This window comes from Buttiauxella sp. AC038 (assembly GCF_979253565.1).
The window spans coordinates 1,452,572-1,478,886 of the sequence record NZ_CEEDCQ010000001.1; the positions used below are offsets into that span (position 1 = coordinate 1,452,572).

The 26,315-nt window shown below is 48.5% G+C and carries 22 protein-coding genes and 1 tRNA gene; 18 read left to right on the forward strand and 5 right to left on the reverse strand.

Annotated elements, in window-relative coordinates; translation table 11 throughout:
- Positions 1-20: 20 nt before the first annotated feature.
- Positions 21-929 carry an SDR family oxidoreductase gene (locus AC0IXI_RS06975; protein ID WP_134185082.1) on the reverse strand — a complete coding sequence of 303 codons (909 nt, stop codon included), beginning with the start codon at positions 927-929 and terminating at the stop codon, positions 21-23.
- 196 nt (positions 930-1,125) lie between these two features.
- On the opposite strand from AC0IXI_RS06975, the gene AC0IXI_RS06980 reads away from it, so the two are divergent.
- Positions 1,126-2,328 carry a multidrug effflux MFS transporter gene (locus AC0IXI_RS06980; RefSeq protein WP_471682158.1) on the forward strand — a complete coding sequence of 401 codons (1,203 nt, stop codon included), beginning with the start codon at positions 1,126-1,128 and terminating at the stop codon, positions 2,326-2,328.
- A gap of 199 nt (positions 2,329-2,527) precedes the next feature.
- Here the strand turns inward: AC0IXI_RS06980 and AC0IXI_RS06985 are convergent, their stop codons facing one another.
- On the reverse strand, positions 2,528-3,325 hold the full coding sequence (locus tag AC0IXI_RS06985; protein ID WP_471682159.1) for a MipA/OmpV family protein: 798 nt from the start codon (positions 3,323-3,325) through the stop codon (positions 2,528-2,530).
- Positions 3,326-4,271: 946 nt separating this feature from the next.
- Between AC0IXI_RS06985 and AC0IXI_RS06990 the strand changes: the two genes are divergently transcribed.
- From AC0IXI_RS06990 to AC0IXI_RS07010, 5 genes are all read left to right on the forward strand, one after another.
- Positions 4,272-7,841, forward strand: a complete 3,570-nt coding sequence (locus AC0IXI_RS06990) for a retention module-containing protein (protein ID WP_471682160.1) — start codon at positions 4,272-4,274, stop codon at positions 7,839-7,841.
- Positions 7,842-8,024: 183 nt separating this feature from the next.
- Positions 8,025-9,260 (forward strand): alanine racemase, encoded by a 1,236-nt coding sequence (gene alr / locus AC0IXI_RS06995; protein ID WP_471682161.1) that lies wholly within the window; start codon positions 8,025-8,027, stop codon positions 9,258-9,260.
- A 210-nt stretch (positions 9,261-9,470) separates the two neighbouring features.
- Positions 9,471-10,472, forward strand: coding sequence for a LacI family DNA-binding transcriptional regulator (locus AC0IXI_RS07000; protein WP_064512833.1), 1,002 nt, complete (start codon positions 9,471-9,473; stop codon positions 10,470-10,472).
- A 150-nt stretch (positions 10,473-10,622) separates the two neighbouring features.
- A complete protein-coding gene (nhaC, locus tag AC0IXI_RS07005; protein WP_064512814.1) occupies positions 10,623-12,089 on the forward strand; it encodes a Na+/H+ antiporter NhaC in 1,467 nt (488 codons plus the stop codon).
- Positions 12,086-13,267, forward strand: a complete 1,182-nt coding sequence (locus tag AC0IXI_RS07010; protein ID WP_471682162.1) for a MalY/PatB family protein — start codon at positions 12,086-12,088, stop codon at positions 13,265-13,267. Before nhaC (AC0IXI_RS07005) ends, AC0IXI_RS07010 begins: the two co-directional genes overlap by 4 nt.
- A 75-nt stretch (positions 13,268-13,342) precedes the next feature.
- Here the strand turns inward: AC0IXI_RS07010 and AC0IXI_RS07015 are convergent, their stop codons facing one another.
- A complete protein-coding gene (locus tag AC0IXI_RS07015; RefSeq protein ID WP_064512831.1) occupies positions 13,343-13,882 on the reverse strand; it encodes a DUF2058 domain-containing protein in 540 nt (179 codons plus the stop codon).
- A gap of 419 nt (positions 13,883-14,301) precedes the next feature.
- Between AC0IXI_RS07015 and melR the strand changes: the two genes are divergently transcribed.
- The 4 genes from melR to AC0IXI_RS07035 all read left to right on the forward strand — a co-directional run bounded on the left by melR (position 14,302) and on the right by AC0IXI_RS07035 (position 18,391).
- Positions 14,302-15,240: a transcriptional regulator MelR gene (gene melR, locus AC0IXI_RS07020; protein WP_410371380.1), complete on the forward strand. Its 939-nt coding sequence runs from the start codon at positions 14,302-14,304 to the stop codon at positions 15,238-15,240.
- Positions 15,241-15,412: 172 nt separating this feature from the next.
- A complete protein-coding gene (nhaC, locus tag AC0IXI_RS07025; RefSeq protein ID WP_134185096.1) occupies positions 15,413-16,873 on the forward strand; it encodes a Na+/H+ antiporter NhaC in 1,461 nt (486 codons plus the stop codon).
- 165 nt (positions 16,874-17,038) lie between these two features.
- Positions 17,039-18,211, forward strand: coding sequence for a MalY/PatB family protein (locus AC0IXI_RS07030; RefSeq protein WP_471682163.1), 1,173 nt, complete (start codon positions 17,039-17,041; stop codon positions 18,209-18,211).
- Between the two features lie 39 nt (positions 18,212-18,250).
- Entirely contained in the window at positions 18,251-18,391 is a 141-nt protein-coding gene (locus AC0IXI_RS07035; RefSeq protein WP_471682164.1) for a hypothetical protein, read from the forward strand.
- Between the two features lie 93 nt (positions 18,392-18,484).
- On the opposite strand, the gene AC0IXI_RS07040 is transcribed toward AC0IXI_RS07035, so the two are convergent.
- Positions 18,485-18,559 (reverse strand) — tRNA-Arg (locus AC0IXI_RS07040).
- Between the two features lie 203 nt (positions 18,560-18,762).
- Positions 18,763-19,728 (reverse strand): formate/nitrite transporter family protein, encoded by a 966-nt coding sequence (locus AC0IXI_RS07045; RefSeq protein ID WP_064512804.1) that lies wholly within the window; start codon positions 19,726-19,728, stop codon positions 18,763-18,765.
- Between the two features lie 204 nt (positions 19,729-19,932).
- On the opposite strand from AC0IXI_RS07045, the gene ccmA reads away from it, so the two are divergent.
- From ccmA to AC0IXI_RS07085, 8 genes are all read left to right on the forward strand, one after another.
- Positions 19,933-20,541, forward strand: coding sequence for a cytochrome c biogenesis heme-transporting ATPase CcmA (ccmA, locus tag AC0IXI_RS07050; RefSeq protein WP_471682165.1), 609 nt, complete (start codon positions 19,933-19,935; stop codon positions 20,539-20,541).
- Entirely contained in the window at positions 20,538-21,197 is a 660-nt protein-coding gene (ccmB, locus tag AC0IXI_RS07055; protein WP_064512799.1) for a heme exporter protein CcmB, read from the forward strand. The genes ccmA and ccmB overlap by 4 nt, the downstream gene beginning before the upstream one ends.
- Positions 21,198-21,304: 107 nt before the next feature.
- Positions 21,305-22,042 carry a heme ABC transporter permease gene (locus AC0IXI_RS07060; protein ID WP_471682166.1) on the forward strand — a complete coding sequence of 246 codons (738 nt, stop codon included), beginning with the start codon at positions 21,305-21,307 and terminating at the stop codon, positions 22,040-22,042.
- Complete coding sequence (gene ccmD, locus AC0IXI_RS07065; protein WP_471682167.1) at positions 22,039-22,251, forward strand: heme exporter protein CcmD; 213 nt, start codon at positions 22,039-22,041, stop codon at positions 22,249-22,251. Before AC0IXI_RS07060 ends, ccmD begins: the two co-directional genes overlap by 4 nt.
- Positions 22,248-22,727 (forward strand): cytochrome c maturation protein CcmE, encoded by a 480-nt coding sequence (gene ccmE, locus AC0IXI_RS07070; RefSeq protein ID WP_064512792.1) that lies wholly within the window; start codon positions 22,248-22,250, stop codon positions 22,725-22,727. The genes ccmD and ccmE overlap by 4 nt, the downstream gene beginning before the upstream one ends.
- Positions 22,724-24,676: a heme lyase CcmF/NrfE family subunit gene (locus AC0IXI_RS07075; protein ID WP_471682168.1), complete on the forward strand. Its 1,953-nt coding sequence runs from the start codon at positions 22,724-22,726 to the stop codon at positions 24,674-24,676. Before ccmE ends, AC0IXI_RS07075 begins: the two co-directional genes overlap by 4 nt.
- Positions 24,673-25,230, forward strand: a complete 558-nt coding sequence (gene dsbE, locus AC0IXI_RS07080) for a thiol:disulfide interchange protein DsbE (protein WP_064512788.1) — start codon at positions 24,673-24,675, stop codon at positions 25,228-25,230. The genes AC0IXI_RS07075 and dsbE overlap by 4 nt, the downstream gene beginning before the upstream one ends.
- Positions 25,227-26,306 (forward strand): cytochrome c-type biogenesis protein CcmH, encoded by a 1,080-nt coding sequence (locus AC0IXI_RS07085; protein WP_471682169.1) that lies wholly within the window; start codon positions 25,227-25,229, stop codon positions 26,304-26,306. Before dsbE ends, AC0IXI_RS07085 begins: the two co-directional genes overlap by 4 nt.
- The last annotated feature ends 9 nt before the right edge of the window (positions 26,307-26,315 follow it).

The window sequence follows — 26,315 nt, forward strand, 5'->3', positions numbered from 1 at the left end:
CCCCGTTCTGTGGCCGCACTTTACAGCGTCCCGGTACCACCATCTGAACACCACACCTGGCCTGACGTAAAGCTCGACTCAGGCGAGGCAAGCGTCACATACATCCCGGCAATTTCTGCAGGCTGCCCTGGTCTGCCAAGCGGCGCGGACTCACCGAATTTTTCAATTTTCTCTTGTGGCTGACCGCCGGAACACTGCAAAACAGTCCAGTATGGGCCGGGCGCTACAGCATTTACCCTGATACCTTCTGGCCCAAGCTGTTTTGCCAGCGACTTAGTGAATGCCACAATGGCCGCTTTGGTCTGGGCATAATCGAGCAGAATTTCGCTGGGGAGATATGCCTGAACCGACGAGGTATTAATAATAGATGCACCGCGCGGCAGATAATCTAACGCGGCTTTAGTTATCCAGAACATGGCGTAAACATTGGTCTTGAACGTCGCATCAAAGGCTTCTGTAGTGAGATCTTTAATCGACTCGCAATACTGCTGACGACCCGCATTGTTCACCAGCAGATCCAATCCCTCAAGCTCTTGCGCAGCCTGTTTCACCAGCTGTTGGCAGAATGACTCTTCGCGAATATCTCCGGGAATGGCAACCGCTTTACGCCCAGCCTCGCGAATCAATTCGATAACCTCTTTAGCATCTTCCTCTTCTTCAGGCAGATAGTTGATTGCAACATCCGCACCCTCGCGCGCAAAGGCGATAGCTACCGCCCGGCCAATCCCGGAATCACCACCGGTTATCAGTGCCTTTTTCCCCGCCAGACGGCCACTGCCTTTATAGGATGTTTCGCCGTGATCGGGGCGCGGCGTCATTTTCCCGGCAAGCCCAGGGAAAGGCTGTTTTTGATGGGGAAAGGGTGGGGTAGGGAATTGATCGGCGTGTGTTTCGTTACGGGTTGCGGGTATGTTTTTGTTATCACTCATACTTTTCTCCTGTTGGCATTTCAAACGCAGACAGTAAGCATAGGACAAACTCGGCAGGCTGGAGAGCAACCAGGATTTCCCCTGGCGTTAAATACATTCATGAGCACGATTCATAATGGCTATCCGATTATCCTGGATTATCTTTTTGCGCGCAGTCGTTACTATAAGCGCCTGACTTATTTGGGTACGAAATTCTATGATTGACTCTCAGGCGCGCGTGCAGACCGCAGCCAGTAAAACGGCCGGCCTCTCTTTCGTGATTATTCTTAGCGCGTTAATGGCGTTCACTTCTTTATCGACTGATATTTATTTGCCAGCCATGCCATTAATGGCCCAGGACCTGCACGGCAATGCAGAACTGACGATAACCGGGTTCTTAATGGGCTTTTGTGTCGCCCAGTTGATTTGGGGGCCGTTAAGCGATCACTTTGGCCGCCGCCTGCCCTTATTTATTGGTATGGCGCTGTTTATGATTGGCTCAGTAGGCTGCGCACTTTCCACCGACATTTCGCAGATTGTTTTCTGGCGCGTGTTCCAGGCTCTGGGTGCCTGCACCGGGCCGATGCTGGCGCGAGCGATGATCCGCGATTTGTTTAGCCGGACGCGTGCCGCGCAAATGCTATCAACATTAATGATCATTATGGCGATTGCACCCATTGCCGGGCCACTGCTCGGTGGGCAGATGATTAAAATCACCTCCTGGCACGCAATTTTTTGGTTGCTGGCAGTGATTGGCGGGATGATGTTTATTTCACTGTTCTGGTTGCCTGAAACATTGCCGCAAGAAAAGCGGGTAAAAGCCTCGTTACCCAGCGCATTTCGTAACTACTACGCGCTACTAACGAACACTACTTTCATGCGTTTTACCCTGTGCCTGACCTTCTATTACGTCGCGGCCTACGCGTTTATTACCGGCTCGCCGTTTGTCTACATCACTTATTTTGGCGTGGAGCCGCAGCACTACGGTTGGCTATTTGCGTTGAACATTGTTGGGCTGATGGGCATGAGCGTGATAAACCGCCGTCTGGTGCAGCGTTATCCGTTGGAAGTGTTGCTTAAATTCGCCGTCGTTACTGCCGCCGTTGCCGCTCTGGTTCTGGCCGCTGCTGCGAAGCTAGAAATTGGTGGGTTGATTTTGATTGTGGCGGCCGTTTTTGTCTTCTTCTCGATGAACGGCATTATTGCCGCAACCTCTACCGCCGCCGCGCTGGATTCAGTACCAAACGTTGCTGGTTCCGCATCCGCCTTTATGGGGTCATTGCAGTACGGCAGCGGGATTATCTCTTCGTTGCTGTTGGCACTGCTCAGTGATGGAACGCCGTGGACAATGGCCTGGATTATTGGCTTGTTCACCGTAGCCAGTGCGGTAATGGCATTGAGCACACAAAGCACCCAGTAAATATCAATACCTTGTGCTGGCCTCTGCGTTGAATAAATCACGCTGCAAACTCAATGGGTAATGCCATTTATTTGAGAGGCTAAAGTTTATAAAATATTATCATCAACCGGAGATAATAAATTGCACGGTTGCTGAGATATAAGCAAAAACTATTGCTGAGTCAGTTTATTTATTAGAACCTGACTCAGCATATTTATCTCTACCAGATATAGCCGACGGCAAGGAGCCCATACAGCTCTCCGTTATGCTGAACGATTGGACTATCAGCGATATCTTTGTCATAAAATTCATAGTTGGCAGCAAACATTCCTAGCCATTTGGAATTGAAGCGATAGCTGGTAATGACTGCAGCCATTGGGGAGAAGGTGGTGCCGGTATCCCATTCCGAGCGTTCAGGTGTTGCTTCGCTTTTCGAGACACCGCCGAAGTAATAGTTCGCCATCTTATCGCTGCGAATCATCATCCCCATGCCGGGCATAACCAACAAATTTCCCTTAATGATTGGAAAATCTGCCCATAGCAATAATTCCTGACCATTACTACGGCCTGTTACATCTGAACTAATTCGCGCACTAAGCAGGGCGTAAGGGGTAATGAGAGTTCCACCGACACCAGCTTCTAACTCTGATTTTCGCTTGTTCATCCCGTCGAATGCATCTTCATCATCGGGGTCAAGGTTACCAAAGCGGAACCTGCCATATGCATAAGCAGCTACTTTATCGTCCAGGTGAAAGTAGTAGCGCGCACGGTCGCCCAGATACATAAATTGTTCGCCAAAATAGACAGCGCCGGGGATGATATAAGTATCATTTTTCTGCGCCTCGTAACGTGGCGTGCCACTAATGACAGCCCCGCCCAGGACCAGGCCTTTAGGGATGGGGCTGGTGACATTGTCCTTGGCGAATAAGTCTAAGGAGCCAAGATCAACTTCGGCTTTCGCGTATGTACTTAGTAGCAGCAGGGAGCAGAGTGCAGCAAACTGTCGTTCTGGTCTCATCTAGTTTCCCAAAAGTGGTGAGCGCGTGGGTATTCTCATTCTTGCCAAAATGTCTGTCCCGTTCAAATCTTTACAGATAATTTCATTATGTAAATGATGGGGCTGCTGTTGTACGAGCTTCTTGCAAAGTTTAGTTCACCGGCAAGAGAGAGAATGAAATTATTTATACTGTAATCAAGGTTATGCGACAGGTGTTGAAATAACCATCAATATTGGCAGTGAACGAAGCACTTTTAAATTAGATAATTACAGAGTGAATATCTTATTAGTTATATCTTTGTAGGTTTTAAAACTGCTGTTTAATTTATTGCCTACGATAAGTCTGAGTGAGTTTGATTTGGAATGTAGAATAATGGACATTATTTGTTTAGTGATAACATCTTAACACCATGGATACAAATATATAATATCGCTGTGTGTTATTTATGCAGTTAGAGCGATTTTGCATAATAAACGCTATGATTATTCAAAAGTGGATGTTTTGTTTTTTATTTTAATAGAGCTGCATATGAATCAGCCTGATTTCTTTCTGGGAAATGAATTTTTTATTATTTGAGATGTTCCTCACTATATTTTTTAGTGTAAGTTATTATGTAGCTGGTAGCAGCACGTATTTTATACAGAATTCATTGTAAATAAAAAGTTAATACTAATGTTTTAATTAAAGAAAGATGTTCATTTTTAGACAAAGTGACACGTCGAAATTCTTATTTTGTTGCATCTATACCCAAAATAATTCGAGTTGTAGGAAGGCGGCGACGCAGTGACAAATTCGTCGGGAACGAATTTGACCAGCCAAAGGCTGGCCTCCGGTGAGAGACAGGAGTCTCTCATTAATCCCCGGGAGCTTAATCAAGTAAGTGACTGGGGGAGCGAGTATTGCCAACGCACATGCAACTTGAAGTATGACGGGTATATGTAATATCAATATTCAGGGGCAAGTGGTTTGCACAACATTCTCGGTATCGTCAAAGTAGTCATTGGACAGGTTTTTGCTATTGCTGTTGATGGAACTCAGCGTGAACTGCATGAAGGGGATCGAATCTTCGCTGGAGAAGAAATCGTAACCAGTGCTAACGGCGCATTAACGGTGAACTTATCCGATGGTCATACAATGGATATGGGGCGTAATAGCCACTGGAGTGATCAAAGCGGCGTAACTGCTGCAGCTAATACTGAGCACGCGACTGATGATGTCGCAGCACTACAGCAGGCAATTACAGATGGTGTTGACCCGACTAAAGCCCTGGATGCAACTGCTGCGGGTAATGAAGCGCCAATCGAAGCTGGAACTGGTGGCGGCGGGCATTTTATTGAACGAGTGGAGCTGACTGGCGAAGTAGTTGATGCTACTTCAGGTTTTCCAACAACGGGTCTCGGTTCTCTTGTTCACGATCACAACCAATTTGATACGTTTATTTCTCCAGCAAACGATTCCTTAAGTATTTCTGATGACCTTCCCCTGGCCGAAGTTGTGGCTCATGTAGTGGAGACACCGCTTACTACGCCGACGCCAGCAGAAGTGCCGCAGACCGAACTGACACCGGCGTTTGTGCCGCAGACGGAACTGACACCTGCGTTTGTGCCGCAGACGGAACTGACGCCGGCGTTTGTGCCGCAGACGGAACTGACACCCGCATTTGTGCCGCAGACCGAACTGACGCCAGCGCAAGTACCGTTGACGGATCTGACTCCGGCTCACGTTCCACTGACTGATTTGACGCCCGCGCAGGTGCCACTGACGGAGCTGACACCAGCGCAAGTCCCGTTGACGGACCTGACCCCGGCTCACGTTCCACTGACTGATTTGACGCCCGCGCAGGTGCCACTGACGGAGCTGACACCAGCGCAAGTCCCGTTGACGGACCTGACCCCGGCTCACGTTCCATTGACTGATTTTACACCCGCACAGGTGCCACTGACGGAGCTGACACCAGCGCAAGTCCCGTTGACGGACCTGACCCCGTCTCACGTTCCACTGACTGATTTGACGCCCGCGCAGGTGCCGTTGACGGAGCTGACTCCGGCTCACGTTCCACTGACTGATCTGACGCCCGCACAAGTCCCGTTGACGGACCTGACCCCGGCTCACGTTCCATTGACTGATTTGACACCCGCACAGGTACCACTGACGAATCTGACGCCAGCGCAAGTCCCGTTGACGGAGCTGACTCCGGCTCACGTTCCACTGACTGATTTGACGCCCGCGCAGGTGCCGTTGACGGACCTGACTCCGTCTCACGTTCCACTGACTGATTTGACGCCCGCGCAGGTGCCGTTGACGGACCTGACTCCGGCTCACGTTCCACTGACTGATTTGACGCCAGCGCAAGTACCGTTGACGGACCTGACTCCGGCTCACGTTCCGCTGACTGATTTGACATCAGCACAGGTGCCACTGACGGATCTGACGCCAGCGCAAGTCCCGTTGACGGATTTGACTCCGGCTCACGTTCCACTGACTGATTTGACGCCCGCACAAGTCCCGCTGACCGAACTGAAGCCTGCGAAACACCACGACCATGTCAGCATCACTATTGATAGTATTGAAACCGAGGAGGTTCCCTCAACGGACAAGCCGGATAGCGGGGTTACTCACGTTAATGGTGGCAGTGAATCACCGGATGGTTTCGATGTTAAAGATGGGAAAATAGTCAGCATTGGCTCAAATGTGCGTATCCATTTGAGTGAAAATGATAATGTGCCGGGATGTGCCGATCCTGAACACCAAATCCTGCACTACAACGATGGCAATGAGAAAGGCGACGGCAATTACTCCGATATCTTTGTCGTCCATCCGGGTAGCCAGTATCGGCAGGGAGATGGCACTTACCAGGACCTGCATTCCGTCGACGGCAATACGCAGCCTGAACAGGACGGGCATAAAGATTACGTCTTCGTTCAGGATGGCAAAGATTCGGATTACCAGATTGGCTACGGCACCAATAACAATTCGCAAACCAATGTGAATACTCAGGAGAACGTTTCGGTTACCGGGCTGGATGGTATGGGTCACTCCCTGCACCTTCAGGGCATAAACCATATCGAAGGGGTGATTCTCGGCGATGGTACTATCCACACGCAAAATGAGGGAAGTACCACTGTTGAGACCGATACACCAACACAACAACCTGGTGAGCAGCATTCCGTAATCACCGGTACCGTAACGGGTGACGTCGTACTGGGCGATATCGTGAAACTGACCGTTAACGGCCACCACTATAAAGGTGAAGTGGTTGATCTGGGTAACGGGAAGCTTGGCTACCATATTGGAGTTGAGAGTGGTGATCTGAAAGAGGGGCTGCCTGTACATGTCAGCATTACTGTCAAAGGTGATGATGGGCATGCAACGCATGCAACAGCCGATCAAACAGTCAGCCATGATCAGGTCCCACCCGCACCTTCAACTGATCATGTTAGCTCTGCACATCTGGCGAGCTCTGAGCAAGATGCAAGCGCTACCATCACTGACTACATCGCTCACAACGACAGCACGGATTCGACTCCTGAAGCCCACCCGAGCCCGATTACCCAGGTAAATGGCGGCAGTGGCGCAGCTGAAGGCTTTGATATTCAGGATGGGAAGATAATCGCCATTGGTTCGAATGTGCGTGTCTGGTTGAGTGACGGCGATACAGCACCGCACAGTGCAGACAGTGCTAACCAGATCACCCATTACCATGACGGCAACGTAAATAGTGACGGGAAATATGCCGATATTTATGTGGTGCATGATGGCAGTGGCTACACGAATGGTAATGCTCACCAGGGCCTGAATGCCATTAACGGCATGACGCAGTCAGTCGACAGCGGGCACAAAGGCTACATTTTCTTGCAGGATGGTTCAGAGGCTGATTATAAATGCTCACCAGGTCCTAATAACAATGCCAATTCTAACGTAAATACGCTGGAAAATGTTTCGATCACGGGGACACATAGTGATGCGGACCAGGGGCTGCATTTACAGGGTGTGAACCACATTGAAGGCGTCATCTTTGGTGATGGAACGCTGGCTTTTACGGCGAATGATAGCCGTACAACAGTGGTTCACCACGATGCTCCGGTACCCGCAGATATCCCTTCCGCAGCGCCACCTGTGCCTGTCGATGACGTTTCGGTCCACGCTCATGTTGACGCCGCAACGGTTGTTGAACACCACACTCAACAGGCACATCCGCTCAATAACTTGCTGGAAAGCAGCGATGATCTGTTCCTTCCGGCAGCAACTGCGCCAGCGGATAGCGCCACACATCAGCCCGATAATTCTGGTCTGGTGACCGGAAAAGGTGAGCATGCGCAAGAGCGCATAAACCTGAGTGATTTAGCTCATGAACTTGAGCATGGCACTGATATCACAAGCCTGATTAAAGGTGGTGAGCAACCGCATACCGATGCGACGGTTATCGATCCTAAAGCGCATGCGGCTCCAGTAATGGTGTCTGAGTCTGCGGGAATGGATAGTTTGCAGCATTCATCATTTGATCATTTATTGCATAAACCAGAACACCATTACTAACGCTTAACACCGGTAATGAATAAGAGCCTGCCCGCGAAAGTGAGCAGGCTCTTTTTTTGCAGCCCTCTATGTCATGTTGAAGAAAATGCCATTAAATTAGAATAAAAATCAGCAGGATAACCTGGTTTTTTCTTATGAATTTGGGGTCGCTACGAACCCCTTTAACCTTGCTAAGGAGTCAGCATGCCACTGCATTTACGCCGTTTAGCTTTAATCCCTCTGTTTGTTCTTACCGCCTGTAATAGCCACAACACCACCGTTCCCCCAACCAGCACGCTTTCTGCCGCCGGATACCACCATCAGCAACTGGTTGTTGATAACACGACGCTTGAAATCTCGCGCAGTGCGCTGGAATACAACGTACAAAAAGTACAAAAACTGCTCGGTAATAAATCCACCATGTGCGCAATTCTGAAAGGGGATGCCTACGGGCACGACCTGTCGCTGGTCACGCCGGTTATGCTGGCAAACAACGTGCAATGCATCGGCGTTGCCAGCAATGAAGAACTGAAAACCGTACACGATCTCGGTTTTAAAGGCCGTTTGATGCGCGTGAGAAATGCGACCGAAGAAGAGATGCGCCAGGCGACGGACTATGACACTGAAGAGTTAATCGGCAACCTGGATATGGCAAAACGCCTCGATGCGATTGCTCAACAACAGGGGAAAACGCTGCGTATTCATCTGGCGCTGAACTCCGGTGGCATGTCGCGTAACGGGCTGGAAGTCAGCAATCAGGAAGGGCTGAACGATGCGAAAGCCATCTCCGAACTGAGCCACTTGAAAATCGTCGGCATCATGTCGCATTACCCGGAAGAAGATGCGGCGGCGGTGCGCAAAGATCTGGCGCGCTTTAAAGTGCAGTCACAACAGGTTCTGGAGATTACTGGTCTGAAGCGAGAAGACGTGACCCTGCATGTTGCCAATAGCTTTGCGACGCTGACGGTGCCTGAATCCTGGCTCGATATGGTGCGTGTTGGCGGTGTGTTTTACGGCGATACCATTGCCAGTAACGACTACAAACGCGTGATGACATTGAAATCCTCTATTGCCTCGGTGAACCGCTACCCGAAAGGCAATACCGTCGGTTATGACCGCACTTACACGCTCAAGCGCAACTCCGTGCTGGCTAATATTCCGGTGGGTTATGCCGATGGCTATCGCCGCGTGTTCAGCAATGCGGGGCACGTATTGATTCGTGGCCAGCGTGTACCCATTCTTGGCAAAACATCGATGAATACCGTGGTAGTTGATGTGACTGATTTGAAAGGTGTTGCACCAGGGGATGAAGTTGTTCTGTTTGGTAAGCAGGGGAATGCGGAGGTAACCGCGACTGAAGTAGAAGATATCAGTGGTGCATTGTTTACCGAAATGTCGATTCTCTGGGGTGCTACGAACAAGCGCGTACTGGTTGATTGATATTCTTAGCCCAGCTTTTAGCTGGGTTTTTTCTATTAGCATCTCTTACTTTTATGGCCGTGAACTTAGAGGGTTGCAGTAAATCATTGCGTGATCTCATCAAGAGGTATCATTCAGTCGGCATTTTGCTGGATCTAATGCCATATGCTTTGGTGGTATGCTCGTCATGGTTTTTCTAAGAACTCACGTTCTCCATATCAAAGTGAATCTATGGCGACAATGAAAGAGGTTGCCCTGTTGGCCGGAGTGTCGACAGCAACTGTATCTCGGGTAATAAATCAAACTTCATATGTTGAACCTGTTACGCAGGAACGTGTGGAGAAAGCTATGCGTGAGCTGAACTATCGGCGTAATGCAGCAGCTCTGGCACTCGCAAAACGCAGTGGCAATATGCTGGGGTTGTTAACCGGCAATCTGGCCGATCCGTTTTTTGCCCGATTAGCCCGAGGTGTAGAAGAAGTTGCACGCCAGCAGGGGTTTCGTCTGATGGTCTGTAGTGGTGGTCATCAGGCTGAGTTGGAAAAATCAGGCTTAGATTTTTTGATTAACCAGGGCTGCGAAGCCATTGTCGTGCATGCGACACGCCTGCCCGACCAGGATTTAATTCGCTATAGCACCCATACCCCCGCCATGGTCCTTGTGAACCGCTACATTCCATCAATATCACCTCGCTGTGTATGGCTGGATAACCAAAGTGCAGCACGCCAGGCTACACGGCATCTATTAGAAAATGGTCATCGCTGTATTGCCTGTATCACATCAGACTTGCCCATTGATGACAGACAGCAGCGGCTGGAAGGCTACCGATTAGCGATGGCTGAATTTGGGATTACCCCGGAGAAAAGCTGGATAATTAGCGTGCCGTTTAATGAAGAAGGTGGGGAAACGGCTGCCAAAAAACTTCTCGATAGCCACATTCCTTTTACTGCGGCATTTACCTTTAACGATGTTATGGCCGCCGGTATGATGCGCGCCCTTCATCAACAAGGCGTTGCGCTACCTGAACAGTTATCGCTGGTGGGTTTTGATGATGTAGTACTCGCGCGTTATCTGTTCCCAGCCTTAACGACCATGCATTACCCGATAGAGCGCATGGCCCGGCATGCAGCTCTGCTCGCCATTGGGTTGCATCAACATGAAACGCCACCGCCGCGCTCATTGTGCTTTGCTGCTGAACTGATCGAACGAGATTCGGTGATGCGAAATAATTAATTGAAGGCATGTCGTCAACGGCGCTTTTTGTGACAAATGTCGCAACTGTACTCTTCATGTATGCGGTTACATGGCAGCATCCTTTCCATCACATTTGCATTGTTCTGTTCCCTTTACTCTGCACCCATCAAAATAAATCGGAACACAATTATGAAAGCGAATGAATCACACAACGACAAAAAAACGCTCTCTTTTGGGCTGGCTTTACTCCCCATAATCGCGATGCTGGCATTTCTCATCGTCGGATATGGTGTGATGGGATTGCGTATTGAGCCGTTGCTTTTGTGCTCTGCGGCTATTGCCGCAGGTCTGGCATATTGGCAGGGATATAACTGGGACGATGTGATGAACTCCATCGTTGCCAAACTCGCTAAAGCGATGCCGGTTATTATGATTTTGATTTGCGTCGGCGGGCTTATCGGCACCTGGATGTTTAGTGGCACCATTCCTTATATGGTGTACTGGGGATTGAAACTGATTAGCCCTCAATACATTCTTATCGCCGCATTTTTCCTGACCAGTGTAGTGTCAGTTTGTACCGGAACGTCATGGGGTTCGGCGGGCACGGTGGGCGTGGCGTTGATGGGTGTTGCTGCCGGGTTGGATGTTCCACTAGCGGCTGCAGCAGGGGCGGTGGTTTCTGGTGCCTACTTTGGCGACAAAATCTCTCCGCTGTCGGATTCAACCAACTTTGCCGCTATTGTTGCTGATACCACGTTGTTTGAGCATATCCAGCATTTGATGTACACCACCATTCCGAGCTTCATTCTGGCAGCCATTGTTTATCTGGTTGCAGGCCACAGCAGCATGATGGGCGAAGTTGCCACCCCGCAGCGGGTGACAGACATTATTAACGCGCTCGATAGTCTCTATCACTTCCATATCGTACTGATATTGCCGCCGATTATTGTGCTGTGGGGAGCCATCAGCAAAAAACCGGTCATTCCGTTGATGCTGATTGCCTGCTTGCTGGCCATTATTCTTGGCGTCTGGCTTCAGGGATTGAGTGTTAAGCAGGGGCTGGATGCATTCATGGATGGTTTTAACATCAACATGTTCCCGCAGGGTTCTGATGGGATGATTGCCGATGTGCCTCGCCTGCTTAATCGCGGCGGCCTGTTCTCCATGATGAGTACAATCTTGCTGGTGTTCTGTGCTTTCTCTTTTGCTGGCGCACTGACACTAACAGGTGCACTGACTATCATTATCAACCGTTTGCTCACCGTTATTCATAGCGTAGGTCAACTGATTGCAGCCACTATTGGCACGACTATTCTGGTTACGGCTGCTACCAGCGACGGCAAACTGGCGCTGCTGGTTCCGGCCGAGCTTTATCAGGATGCGTATCGCCGCATGGGTTTAGATACTAAAAATCTTTCCCGCACCATTGAAGATGCGGGAACTGTGATTGAGCCTCTTATTCCATGGACCGCAGCGGGCGTCTATATGGCGACAACGCTTGGCGTAAGCACTCTGGATTTCTTACCCTGGGCCGTACAGTGTTACTCCGCTATTTTCTTTGCTTTGATTTATGGTTTTACCGGGTTTGGTATCGCTAAAGCACCGATTAAGGTCACTACGCCAATGGAGAATTCAAAGCAGGAGGCTACATCATGAAAAACAATTTTGACCAGGTGATTAATCGCCATGCTACGGGTTCAGTGAAATGGGATTTCATCGATCGTTATCAGAATATGCAAACCGACAATTTACTCCCAATGTGGGTTTCTGATTATGATTTTGCCTGCCCGCCAAATGTGTTGGAGGCGCTTCATCGGCGTGTTGAACATGGTGTATTTGGCTATAGCGAGCGTGATGAAAATTACTACACGGCGCTGACTAACTGGTTTGAGCGTCGCCATCAACTCCTGATTCACCCTGAATGGGTTTGCAGTATTGAAGGGGGAGTGCCGGGTCTTTCACTGCTGGTACAAATGCTAAGCCAGGTGGGTGATAGCGTTGTAGTTCAGGGGCCGTACTACGGATCATTTGCCAAGATTATTACGCTTAACCAGCGCAACCTTGTTGAGAATCCGCTGCAAGAAGATCCCGATGTGGGATATGTGATGGATCTTGAGCAGTTAGATGAATTGTTTAGCAAATACCGCCCGCCACTGTTCATTCTGTGTAACCCGCATAACCCTACCGGGCGTTGCTGGAGCAAAGATGAGTTAACCAAACTTTTGACGCTATGTGAAAAATACGATGTGACGGTGCTTTCAGACGAAATCTGGGCTGATCTACTGCTGCCAGGATCAACGTTTACCTCTGTTTTGCACCTTGAGTCTCGCTGGCATTCAAGGGTAATTGCTGCCACATCAGCAAGTAAAACCTTTGGACTTTCATCCCTGCGGATCTCTAACTTCCTTATTCCTGATGCTGGGTTAAAGGCGCGATTTATCGAGCGTTTAAATGCGCACGGTCTGGACGTATTCAATGCGCTTTCGATGGAAGCTGCTACTGCGGCATATAATGGTTCCGAAAAGTGGCTGGACGAATTGCTTGGTTATCTCGCGGCAAATCGTGATTGGTTTGTGTCGCAGGTAGAGAACTATTTGCCGTGGTTGCGTGTTATTCCGGCACAAGGTACCTATTTGATATGGATAGATTGCCGAGCATTGGGCTTGAACGATAATGAGTTAAAGAGCGTGATGACTGAGATAGCCGGTATTGCTCCTTCTATGGGAAGTGGTTTTGGCCCAGCAGGCTCTGGCTTTATACGGCTGAATCTCGGTTGCCCGCGCAGTTATCTTGAGCAAGCCATTAAAGGGCTACAGCGTATTGGCGCGCAGTAACTTCAAACACAATAATACGCCCCTCAGCCAGCCTTGGCTGAGGGGCGTATTTCAAAGGGACTCTGGAAACTTTCCCTACCACATCAAATCATCAGGCACGACAAAGTCAGCATACGGGTCTTCTTCGTCTTGAGCTTCCTGGCTCAGCGTACTGTTTAATACGATATAGCTCGCATCACGCTGTGCAATTTTATCGGCAACACTTGCTGGGATAATCGCGTATTCACCTTCAGGATTTTTATCTGTCATCAAACGAGCAATAGCGAGACGGCCATTGGTTAATTGAGTCTGAGTAACCTTATCCACATAGATTTTTTTAATTAAATTGTTATCTGTGAAGTTATAGCCAATATCGCCTTTTGAAATAACAATTCTATTCATTTCAATAAGCTGTTTAATTTGAGCCTTATATTCTTTTGATAAAGCAGCCTGCTTTTGTTGTTCAACCAGCTCTTTATCACGCTCAATTTGCGCCTTTTTATTCTCTTCCACGGCCTCGCGCGCCTCACGAGCCTGAACTCGTGATTTTTTGGCCGTTCTCTGAACTTTGGCCATTTTTTTGCTGCTGACTAAGCCAGCTTTCAGCATCTGCTCTTGTAATGTGAGTTTTGTCATGTTCATGGTCTAAAAAAATCAAATCGTGGGCAAGATTATACCTTTCATACCAGAGGTAGTGTTGTTGTTTTTTTGCAGGCAACGCTCTATGGCTTAGCAGATTCAAAGATAAGTACAAAACCGGGATGGGTTATAGGGAGACAAGAACTGGAATTATCTCAATGGACTATGGCGTCCACCTCAGCGAACTTGGAATGACGTTTGTTCTTAGCGATAAAAAATGAGCGAGTGACATCACTTACTGCATAAGACTCCATATTCCCGATAACTCAGATCTGCAATTGATAAACATAAAATCTGAGTTTCTGGGAATGATTTCGCGAAAATGGAGATAAAACGGAGGTTTTTTTCGGTTAAGCTGTAACCATGTTTTGATATGACATCTCGGTCAGATTCATGGTCCAGGAACTCAACCTATAATGGAAAACAGTACTCCGCGACTGCCGCATGATCCCCATATGTGCCGCAGTTATGAAAAAAAGACTCGTAGCCCACTTGCACTCTATTCAGAGTATCAGCGTATGGATGTCGAGCTGCGGGCACCATTGGCAATGACCTACAGCCACTGGCATGGTCAGGTTGAAGTTAATGTGCCATTTGACGGGGATGTGGAATATCTAATTAATGATGAATTGGTGCGAGTCAAGCAAGGTTATATCACCCTGTTTTGGGCTTGTACCCCACATCAGCTTACAAATCCAGGCCATTGCAAACAAATGGCAATATTCAACTTACCAATGCATTTATTTTTATCCTGGCCGCTGGATCGCGAATTGATTAATCACGTGACTCATGGAATGGTGATTAAATCCTTATCAGCACAGCAACTCAGCATTTTTGAAGTTCAGCGTTGGCAACATGAACTGAATAGTACTAATGAGCAGGTTCGCCAGTTAGCAATCGATGAAATTGCCTTAATGCTAAAGCGCTTTAGTCTATCTGGCTGGCAGCCTGTGCTGGTTAATAAAACGTCACGCACTCAGAAAAATAGTCTTTCGCGGCACTCACAGTTTTATGTTAGCCAAATGCTTGAGTTTATTGCCACACACTGTGACAAAATTTTGACAGTTAACGCTATCGCGGAATATGTGAAACTGAACCCAAACTATGCCATGGGTATTTTCCAGAGAGTTATGCAACTGACTATGAAGCAATATATTACTGCAATGCGTATTAACCATGTAAGAGCACTACTAAGCGACACCGATAAGACTATTCTAGATATAGCTATTATTGCAGGGTTTCGTTCTAGTAGCCGTTTTTATAGTACATTTAATAAATACGTCGGTATGCCACCGCAGCAGTATCGTAAATTGAGTCAACAACGAATAAATCACCAACTCTACGTGGAGGGATAATTATTAAGAAAGCCCGTAGTAGTATTGTGTTGAAATAAATTTCATTATATTGGTATTGAAAGTATGTGATTTCCATGAAAATAATTGGGTTGGCCATTTTAATGCAAGGTTAAATATCATAGGCGTTTTTCTTATCTGTTCAAATACAAACCACTAACTATTGGATGGGATTATGCAATTGAATAGCTATACTTCAAAAAGTAGAAGGGAATTATCTTTTTTTTGGTCTGTTTTGCCTATGGTCGTAATGCTAGGCGGAATTAGTATTGGGTATTTTGTTTTTAACATCCGTGCGGAGCCCATGATTTTGATGGGCACAGCTACTGCTTCATTTATAGCTATAGCTCATGGTTTTACGTGGGATGACATTCTAAAATCCATTTGCGAAAAAATATCTGAGGCTTTACCCGTAATACTGATTGTAGCGAGTATAGGTTTCTTAATTGGAGCATGGATGGTCTCAGGTACAATACCGATGATGATTTACTATGGTTTAAAGTTAATTAATCCTCAGTATTTCTATATTTCCGCATTTCTTCTTGGAGCATTAATTTCTGTTTGTACCGGTACCTCTTGGGGCTCTATCGGTACAGTTGGTATTGCGATGATTGGTGTTGCCATTGGATTGAATGTATCACTTCCAATTGCTGCCGGGGCTATTGTTTCAGGTTGTTGGTTCGGTGATAAACTTTCTCCAGTCTCTGATTCAACAAACATGGCCGCGCTGGCTGCTGGTGTAAATCTATACTCGCATATAGGCCATCTTTTGTGGACAACTGGCCCCGGGTTTATTTTATGTAGCATTGTATATAGTTATATGGGTATGGGTATTGAGGCCTCTATTAGTACACCAGAGAATATTATAAAATTGATGGCGTCAATTGGTAGTGTTTATCATTTTAATATTTTCCTATTATTACCACCGATTATTGTATTGTATGGTTCTCTTTCAAAGAAACCGCCAATTCCTATGTTATTCCTGTCTACATTAATATCCATGATTCTCGCATTAGTTTTTCAGGGTTTCTCTGCGTCATCGGTAGGAGAATCGGTTGTGAGTGGCTTTAAGCTCTCTATGATCGAGGGTAGTAATGTATCTGCGCTTTCTTCTGATGTATCTCGCTTGCTGGAGCGGGGTGGTGCAATATCTATGTTTAGTAGCTTTGTTACTGTTTTCAGTGCATTCAGCTTTGCTGGCGCGATGAGCGCAACGGGCTCGCTGCATACGGTTATTCATGCTCTCACGAAAGGTGTCAAATCAACATTTCGTTTGGTCCTCACAACGATTATTACAACTTTTACCATCTGTGCATGTACAGCAAACGGTACTTTGCCATTATTGCTATGCGGTGATGCTTTTAAAGATGAATACAAAAGAAGAGGTCTTGCGGCAAAAAATCTCTCCAGGACAACTGAGGACGCAGGGACGGTAGTCGAACCTATTATTCCCTGGTCTGCGTCAGGTGTTTATTGCGCCACTATGCTGGGCGTATCAACACTAGACTATTTACCGTGGGCAATTTTGTGCTACAGCGGAGTTATATTTGCATTACTTTGGGCTGCAACGGGTATCGGTATCGCTAAATGTGAACCGAGTGACGCCACTGAGAATATCGTTGAGCATCAACTATAATGTTAGAGTGAATTGAGTTTCATATTTACTCGAAAAATACGAATTAATTTATCTACGTTACGCATGCTGTAGCAGAAATATTCTACGGATGAAATTTTTATGCGTGTTATTCAGTTTGTATTTTAAATCACCTTAGCTTTTCAGGTGATGATCCAGGAGTGTGTAATGTCTCTGTTTGATTGTGTAGTAGCAAGAGATGCTAGTTGTCGTAAATATGGGCAGTTACAAGAAATGTTTGGTACTGAAGATGTATTGCCTCTTTGGATTGCTGATATGGATTTCAGAACACCAGAGCCTATTATCAATACGCTACGTTCTGTCGTAACTCAACCGGTGCAAGGATATAATCTAGAACACCCACAGTGGAAGAAGTCGGTTACCGAATGGTATAAGAAACGGTATGGTTTCGATGTCCAGGAAGGTTGGTTGCATTTTGTCCCTGGTGTAATAAGAACAATAGTATTGTCTTTAATGTCCTTAACAAAACCTGGCGATAATATATTAACATGCACCCCAATATATGATCCTTATCCAAATTTTATAAAGACAAGTGGCAGGCAGTTGATACAAACAGGATTAATCGAGAAAAGTGGGTGTTATTATTTTGATTGGAGTGACTTCAAAGAAAAGCTAAAAACTTGCAAGATGTTCCTTTTTTCTTCACCTCATAATCCTGGCGGGATGGTATGGGACCGCGAAACAATTGAGAAGGTAAATAGATACTGCCATCGTGCAGGGGTCATTGTTGTATCAGATGAGGTTCATTGCGATTTAACATTGCCGGGCAAGCAACATATACCATTTTTTACGGTAAATGAGATGCTGGATAGCCAATCGATAGTGCTTACCTCTATCAGCAAGACATTTAATACCCCGGCTATACAAGGTGGGGTGGTTATTATTAAAAATAACGACTTGCGCAACAAGTTCTATGGTTTTTTGGATAACTGTTACCTGGCTGAAACAAACTCGCTACAACAGGCAGCAATTTATTCTGCATATATCAACTGTGATGAATGGCATCAAAGGTTACTGACTTATTTATCTGATAATGTAGAGTATGTAAAAAAAGAGATAGAAACAAACTGCCCGTTAATATCAGTTGTTTATGGCGGCGCATCCTATTTGCTTTTCCTTAATGCAGAAAAAATGAAACTCAGTGATGAGAATCTAAATTCATTTTTTGTACATGAAGCTAAGCTCGGTCTTTCGCCTGGTATTCAATATGGTCCTGGCGGAGAGGGACATATGAGATTAAACGTTGGATGCCCGCGCTCAGTACTCGTGGAATCAATGAGGAGATTAAAAGAGGCGTATAAGAACAGAAATAATGTCTAATGCGACAAAAAACGATTCATGTATTTAGTGTGATTACCCATGCAGCAAACTCTGCCTTACTTGATGGATACGCTGCCCGATGTGTCGGGTAGCGCCATTCTGCTTGCCCGTCGACAGCGTTTCCCCTACAGCGTAAGAATCGCAGTATCTGCAAACTCTCGGTTAGTTTTGACGCTGTAAGTGTTTTTGATAGGGTGATACGAAGATGAAACTAGGGATTTAGTCTTACATGCTGCTGATTTCATTGGGGAAATGAATAGAAATGGGTGTTAATGGTGTCCCCTGCAGGAATCGAACCTGCAACTAGCCCTTAGGAGGGGCTTGTTATATCCATTTAACTAAGAGGACTTAATGCCCTTCATACTTCAAATTGTGGGGGTGTTGGCTGCATTCACAAATTCCAGTCACTTACTCAAGTAAGCTCCTGGAGATTTGTTCTTTTGCCGCCTACCCACAATTCGAACTATTTAGGGCATTGCGCGGCACAGTATACCCGCTTTTAGGTCTGAGTTAAGGGGCACGCCTGCTGATTGCCTGAATCGTAACCAGTTTCACGTTCTTCGCATCTGCTTTTCGCCCTTGCCGGCGTCTTCGCCGTTCTCAACTTCCTGTTTGCGCTTTGCTTTAGCCTTCGCCTCTGCTTTTTTCTTGTTGCTCATATCGTTACGGATTTGTGCGTGGCTAATCAGTGCGAAGATAAATGTGCCGCCGCAGATGTTGCCTGCGAGCGTTGGCAAAGCAAACGGCCAGAAGAATTCACTCCAGTGGATGGTACCGTTAAATACCAGGTAGAGAATTTCCACGGAGCCGACCACGATATGGGTTAAATCCCCCAGCGCGACTAGCCAGGTCATGATGATGATGACAAATATTTTTGCCGAACCCGCAGAAGGGAACATCCACACCATGGTGGCGATTATCCAGCCGGAAATAATGGCGTTGGCAAACATTTCCCCCGGCGTGTTGTGCATCACGTCCATGCCTATCGAGACAAAAGCATCTCGCGTTTGTTCGTCAAATATTGGCATATATTCAAACGCGTAAGCGGCAAGTCCGGTGCCAATCATATTACCCAGCAGCACCATGCCCCATAGCCGTAGTAATAGAAGAAAATTTGAGCCGGTAGGTTTTTGCATCACCGGCAGCACGGCGGTGACGGTGTTCTCAGTAAACAACTGTTGGCGCGCCATAATGACGATGATAAAGCCGAAGGTATAGCCAAGGTTTTCCAGCAAAAAACTGCCGGGGACTCCCTCAAGATTGACGTGAAATACCCCTTTGGCCAGTAGCGATGCGCCCATTGATAAGCCCGCCGCAATCGCTGACCACAGCAATGCCATCGCGTCACGTTCCAGCTCTTTCTCCCCGTCCTGACGGATATGTTCGTGAATAGCCATTGCCCGCGACGGCAGCTGTTCTTCGTCGACTTCTATCTTTTCACCATGGTCTTTTTCGTCACTTTCGACCTCGATCTCATCGGTGGATTTGTCGATTTTGTCTTCTTTTAATTCATCCATTTTTCAGGCCACTCACGCGTTAACTGTTCTTTTAAGCGTAGCGGCTTTTGGCTTTATTCCCTGTAACAGCGGTGAATTTGACTTAATTTTGATCTTAGGTGTGATGATTACCTCTTTTGGAGTACCGCTGATGGGGCCGCCCATCTGGAGCAAAGCCTATGATGTGTTATGATTTTGTTTCCCGAGACAAGGAGTGTTCCTCAAATGCTTGATGCCATTAACCTGACCTGCGTACGTGACGACCGCGTGTTATTTAGCGAGTTGTCTTTCACCGTACAACCAGGTGAAATGGTGCAAATCGCCGGGAAAAATGGCGCAGGGAAAACGTCGCTTTTACGGATTCTGGCGGGCCTTGCACAGCCTGAGAATGGCGAAGTGAGGTGGCAAGGGGAAGGGCTGTCTCGTGCGCGCTATCAATATCATCAGGATTTGTTGTGGCTCGGGCATCAGCCGGGAATCAAAACAGTTCTTACCGCCTTTGAAAATCTCAGCTTCTACCACGCAAACAGTGTGGAAAGCCTACGTTGGCAAGCACTTACTGAGGTTGGTTTACTTGGATTTGAAGATGTTCCTGTTAATCAACTTTCTGCAGGGCAACAACGCCGGGTGGCGCTGGCCCGATTATGGCTGAGCTCGCAAAAGCTCTGGATTCTTGATGAGCCTTTTACCGCCATTGATGTTACGGGTGTGGAAAAACTTACCCGGCAGTTGAAGCTGCATACCGAACAAGGCGGCATCGTTATTCTCACCACGCATCAGCCACTGGCAGTCAGCAATGTGCGCCAGATCCATTTGCAGGAGAAAAGGGCATGATGCGCCGAATTTTTCTGCATGAGCTGCGTGTGGTGTTCCGCAAAGGTGCGGAAATAGCCAACCCGCTGTGGTTCTTTCTGATTGTTATTACCTTGTTTCCGCTTGGAATTGGCCCTGAGCCACAACTGCTGGCGCGCATTGCGCCGGGCGTGATTTGGGTTGCAGCGCTGTTGGCATCGTTGCTGGCGATGGACCGGCTGTTTCGCGATGACTTTCAGGATGGTTCGCTTGAGCAACTGATGCTGTTGCCAATCCCTTTGCCGATGGTGGTGTTAGCGAAAGTGACCGCTCACTGGGTGGTGACGGGTTTGCCCCTGCTAATTCTTTCGCCGCTCGCTGCTTTGCTGTTAGGGTTAGATTTTTACGCCTGGAAAGTCATGGCTTTGACGTTGCTGCTTGGAACTCCGACGCTGAGTTTTCTTGGTGCGCCAGGCGTGGGTTTAACTGTAGGTTTGCGACGTAGTGGCGTGTTGTTGAGTCTGCTGGTGTTACCACTGACTATCCCATTGTTAATTTTCGCCACCGCCGCAATGGACGCAGCTTCCATGCATCTTCCGGTTGACGGTTACATGGCCATCCTTGGTGCGCTTCTGGCATCAAGCGCTACGCTAAGCCCGTTTGCCACGGCAGCGGCACTGCGCATTAGCGTGCAATAACAGTTTTGTTGGATGAAATATAAAAGCAAAAGATGGTGTATCAATATTTTGTAGGGTGGATAAGCGAAGCGTCATCCACCAAAGCAACTTTTTTGTGAGCAACGATTATGTGGAAATGGTTACATCAACTCGCTAAACCCGAGCGGCTTTATCAGCTTTGCGGGCTCATGGTGCCGTGGTTTGCGCTTATCAGCACGGTGCTGTTAGTGGTCGGTTGTATCTGGGGCTTTGGTTTCGCCCCTGCGGATTATCAACAAGGCCAGAGCTATCGCATTATGTATCTTCACGTGCCTGCGGCAATTTGGTCGATGGGTATCTATGGCTCGATGGCCGTGGCTGCGTTTATCGGCCTGGTGTGGCAGATGAAAATGTCTGACCTCGCTGTGGCGGCGATGGCACCAGTGGGCGCGGTATTTACTTTTATTGCACTGGTGACCGGTTCTGCCTGGGGCAAACCGATGTGGGGCACCTGGTGGGTGTGGGATGCACGTCTGACTTCCGAACTGGTGTTGCTGTTTCTCTATATCGGCGTGATTGCGCTGTATAACGCCTTTGACGACCGGCGCCTTGCCGGGCGTGCTGCGGGTATTCTGGTGCTGGTGGGCGTGGTGAACTTACCGATTATTCACTTCTCGGTGGAGTGGTGGAACACGCTGCACCAGGGCTCGACCAATATGCAGCAAAGTATTGACCCATCAATGCGCACTCCGTTACGCCTGACTATCTTCGGTTTTCTGATGCTGTTTGCCACGCTGACATTAATGCGCCTGCGCAACCTAATTTTGCTTCAGGAACAGCGTCGCTCGTGGGTAATGGAACTGGCGAATAAAAGGAGAAGCGTATGACCAGCGCATTTTTAAACTGGACAGATTTTTTTGCCATGGGGGGCTATGCGTTTTATGTCTGGCTTGCTGTCGCGCTAACCTTCATCCCTTTGCTGGTATTGGTGGTGCATACCCGTTTGCAGCACCGCACCATTTTAAATTCAGTCACGCGCCAACAGGCACGAGAAAGACGGATCCAGGCCGCACGTCACACAGAGGGAACTGAATGAACACTCGTCGTAAAAATCGATTATATCTGGCGCTTTCTGTTCTGGTGGGGTTGGGGCTAACGATCACGCTGGTGCTGTATGCGTTGCGCAGTAATATCGACCTGTTCTATACGCCGAGCGAAATCCTGTATGGCAAAGGTGAAAGCCACCAGTTGCCAGAAGTGGGGCAGCGTTTGCGCGTTGGCGGTATGGTTCAACCTGGCAGCGTGAAGCGTGATAACCAAACGCTGAAAGTGACATTCAAACTCTACGATGCCAGCGGGGTGGTGGATGTCAGCTATGTTGGCATTTTGCCGGACCTGTTCCGCGAAGGGCAAGGCGTGGTCGCACAAGGTGTGTTTGAAGCCGGTAACAGGGTTGAAGCGAAAGAAGTGCTGGCGAAGCATGACGAAAATTACACCCCGCCGGAAGTAAAAGAAGCGATGGAAAAAAATCACCAACGCGCTCCACAGGCCTACAAGGATAACGCCTCATGATGCCAGAAATTGGCAGTTTTTTGCTTTGCCTGGCACTCGGCTGGTCATTGTTACTCAGTGTTTACCCGCTGTGGGGCGTGACGCGAAATGATTCACGGTTGATGGCTTCTGCACGCCCTTTAGCGTGGGCGCTGTTTATCACACTGTGTGCTTGCTTCCTGGTGTTGGTGAATGCGTTTGTGGTGAACGATTTTACCGTGCTGTATGTGGCGAATAACTCCAACAGCGAGCTACCGGTCTGGTATCGCGTTGCTGCCACCTGGGGCGCGCATGAAGGCTCATTGCTGCTTTGGGTATTGTTGCTAAGTGCATGGACATTTGCCGTCGCGCTGTTTAGCCGTAGCATGCCGCAAGATGCCGTTGCCCGCGTGCTGGCGGTAATGGGGATGATTAATTTCGGCTTCTTACTATTTATCATTTTCACCTCAAACCCGTTTACCCGCACGCTGCCTGACTTCCCTGTCGAAGGGCGCGACCTGAACCCGCTGTTGCAGGATATCGGGCTGATCTTCCACCCTCCGTTGTTGTACATGGGGTATGTCGGTTTCTCCGTGGCGTTTGCGTTTTCTATTGCTGCATTGATGGCCGGGAAACTCGATTCTGCCTGGGCGCGTTGGACTCGCCCATGGACGCTGGCTGCCTGGTCATTTTTAACCATCGGCATTGTTTTAGGTTCGGCCTGGGCTTACTACGAGCTGGGCTGGGGCGGCTGGTGGTTCTGGGACCCGGTAGAAAATGCTTCGTTTATGCCGTGGCTCGCAGGCACGGCATTAATCCATTCGCTTTCGGTAACCGAAAAGCGTGGCAGTTTTAAAGCCTGGACGGTGCTGCTCGCGATTACCGCATTCTCGCTGTGTTTGCTCGGCACCTTCCTGGTGCGTTCGGGCGTGCTGGTTTCGGTGCACTCATTTGCCTCTGACCCGGCGCGCGGCATGTTTATCCTCGCGTTCCTGGTGATTGTGATTGGCGGTTCGCTGCTGTTGTATGCGGTAAAAGGCAGCAAAGTCCGTTCGCGCGTCGGCAATAGTTTGTGGTCGCGGGAGTCATTTTTGCTCGGCAATAACGTGTTGCTGATTGCCGCGATGCTGGTGGTGTTGCTGGGAACGCTGTTGCCTTTAGTGCACAAGCAACTGGGGCTGGGCAGCATTTCTATTGGCGAGCCATTCTTCAACACCATGTTTACCGCGCTAATGGCGCCGTTCGCGCTGATGCTCGGGATTGGCCCACTGGTACGCTGGCGTCGTGATGAACCGCAAAAGCTGGTTAAACGCCTGGTGGTTGCCGTGGTGGTGACCGTCGTGCTGGCTTTGATTTTGCCATGGCTGATGCAAGACCGCGTTGAAGCCATGACGGTGGTTGGTTTACTGATGGCGGTGTGGGTGTTTGTGCTGGCCTTAACCGAAGTTTATGACCGTGCCACACACCGTTACGGCTTGCTGAAAGGGTTGTGGAAATTACCACGTAGCCACTGGGGCATGGTGTTCGGGCATCTGGGGCTGGCGGTCACGGTGGTCGGTATCGCCTTTAGCCAGAATTACAGTATTGAGCGTGATGTGCGCATGAAAGCAGGCGACAGCATCGACATTCACCAGTACCACTTTGTGTTCCGCGATGTGCATGAGCTCACTGGCCCGAACTATCGGGGTGGCGTGGGGATTATCGACGTGACGCTTAATGGCAAACCTGAAGCCACGCTGCATGCCGAGAAGCGTTTCTACAACAGCAACCGTGCCATGATGACCGAAGCGGCCATTGACGGTGGCGTGACGCGCGACCTGTACGCTGCTCTCGGTGAACAGTTAGACGACGGCAGTTGGGCGGTGCGCCTCTATTACAAACCTTTTGTGCGCTGGATTTGGATGGGCGGAATATTAATGACGATCGGTGGGCTGTTCTGTTTATTTGACCCGCGTTACCGCCAGCGTAAAAACATGCCGGAGGCCGCATGAATCGCAAAATATTATTTATCCCGCTCGTTTTGTTTTTGTTATTGGCGGCAATGCTACTGTGGCAGCTGGCACGCAATGCGCAGGGTGATGATCCGACGAATCTTGAATCGGCGCTGGTAGGGAAATCTGTTCCGGTATTTCGCCTGGAGTCGCTGGAAAACCCCGGCAAAACTTATGACCAGGCAGTGCTGACAGACGGCAAACCCTTGTTGCTAAATGTCTGGGCGACCTGGTGCCCAACTTGCCGTGCAGAGCATCAATATCTCAACGGCCTGAAAGCGCAGGGCGTTCGTGTGGTGGGTATGAATTATAAAGATGACCGCCGCAAAGCGATTACCTGGCTGAATGAATTAGGCAACCCGTACGCGCTAAGCCTGTTTGATGGCAACGGCATGCTGGGGTTAGATCTGGGCGTTTATGGTGCACCAGAAACGTTTTTGATCGACGGAAAAGGGATCATTCGTTATCGCCATGCGGGCGATCTTAACGATCGCGTCTGGCTGCAGGAATTAAAACCGTTGTGGGATAAATACAACAAGGAGGCAGGCGCATGAAGCGTGGATGGCTAATTATCATCGCATTCCTGTTCTCGTTTAATGTGTTTGCGGCAATAGACACTTTCCAGTTCAAAGACGAAGCGCAAGAACAGCAGTTCCGCCAGCTTACCGAGCAATTGCGTTGCCCGAAATGCCAGAACAACAGCATTGCGGATTCCAATGCCATGATTGCCTCTGACATGCGTCTGAAAGTTTATGAGTTGATGCAGCAGGGCAAAACGAAGCAGCAGATTATTGATTACATGGTTGAGCGCTACGGCAATTTCGTGACATACGAACCGCCGTTGACGCCTGCCACTATCGTCTTATGGGCGCTGCCATTGCTGTTTATTCTTGGTGGCGCGGGTGTGATTGTGATGCGCAGCCGCAAACGGCGGGTCCATTTTAGTGATGAACCTGAAAGTGCGCAGCTGCAAACCGCAGCCAGGAAAGCCCACTTCTGGTTTTTCGCACCCGGTGCTGTGGTGTTAATTGTAGTGAGTGTTGGCGTTTATCTGAAAACGTCTGACTGGAAGCAGGTGCGAGCCTGGCAGAATGTCGCAAATCAGACACCGCAATTGTTACAGCGCGCATTAGACCCAGAAGCCGAGCCGCTGAACATGACTGAAATGGCCGATCTAGGTCTTGGGTTACGCACCCGGTTGCAGCACGAACCTGACAATATTGAGGGGTGGATGATGCTGGGGCGAATTGGTATGGTTCTGAATAACGCAAGTACCGCTACACAAGCTTTTGCACATGCGTATAAACTGTCGCCCACTAACAGTAATGTAAAGCTGGGCTATGCTGAAGTATTGACCCGTAGTGGCTCGCCGCAAGATAACCAACTGGGTGGGAATCTGCTGCGAGAGCTCATTAAAACGGACCATACAAATGTTCGCGTGCTCAGCCTGCTGGCATTTAGCGCTTTCGAACAACAAAATTACCGCGAGGCAATTGGTGCATGGCAAGTCATGCTTAATGTATTACCGGCAAATGACCAGCGCCGGGCTGTGGTGCAAAGAAGCATCGAGCAGGCGCAGGTTGCACAAGCTGGTATGGACAGCACCAAACCTGAGAGCGCAGACAAATAATAACAGGGA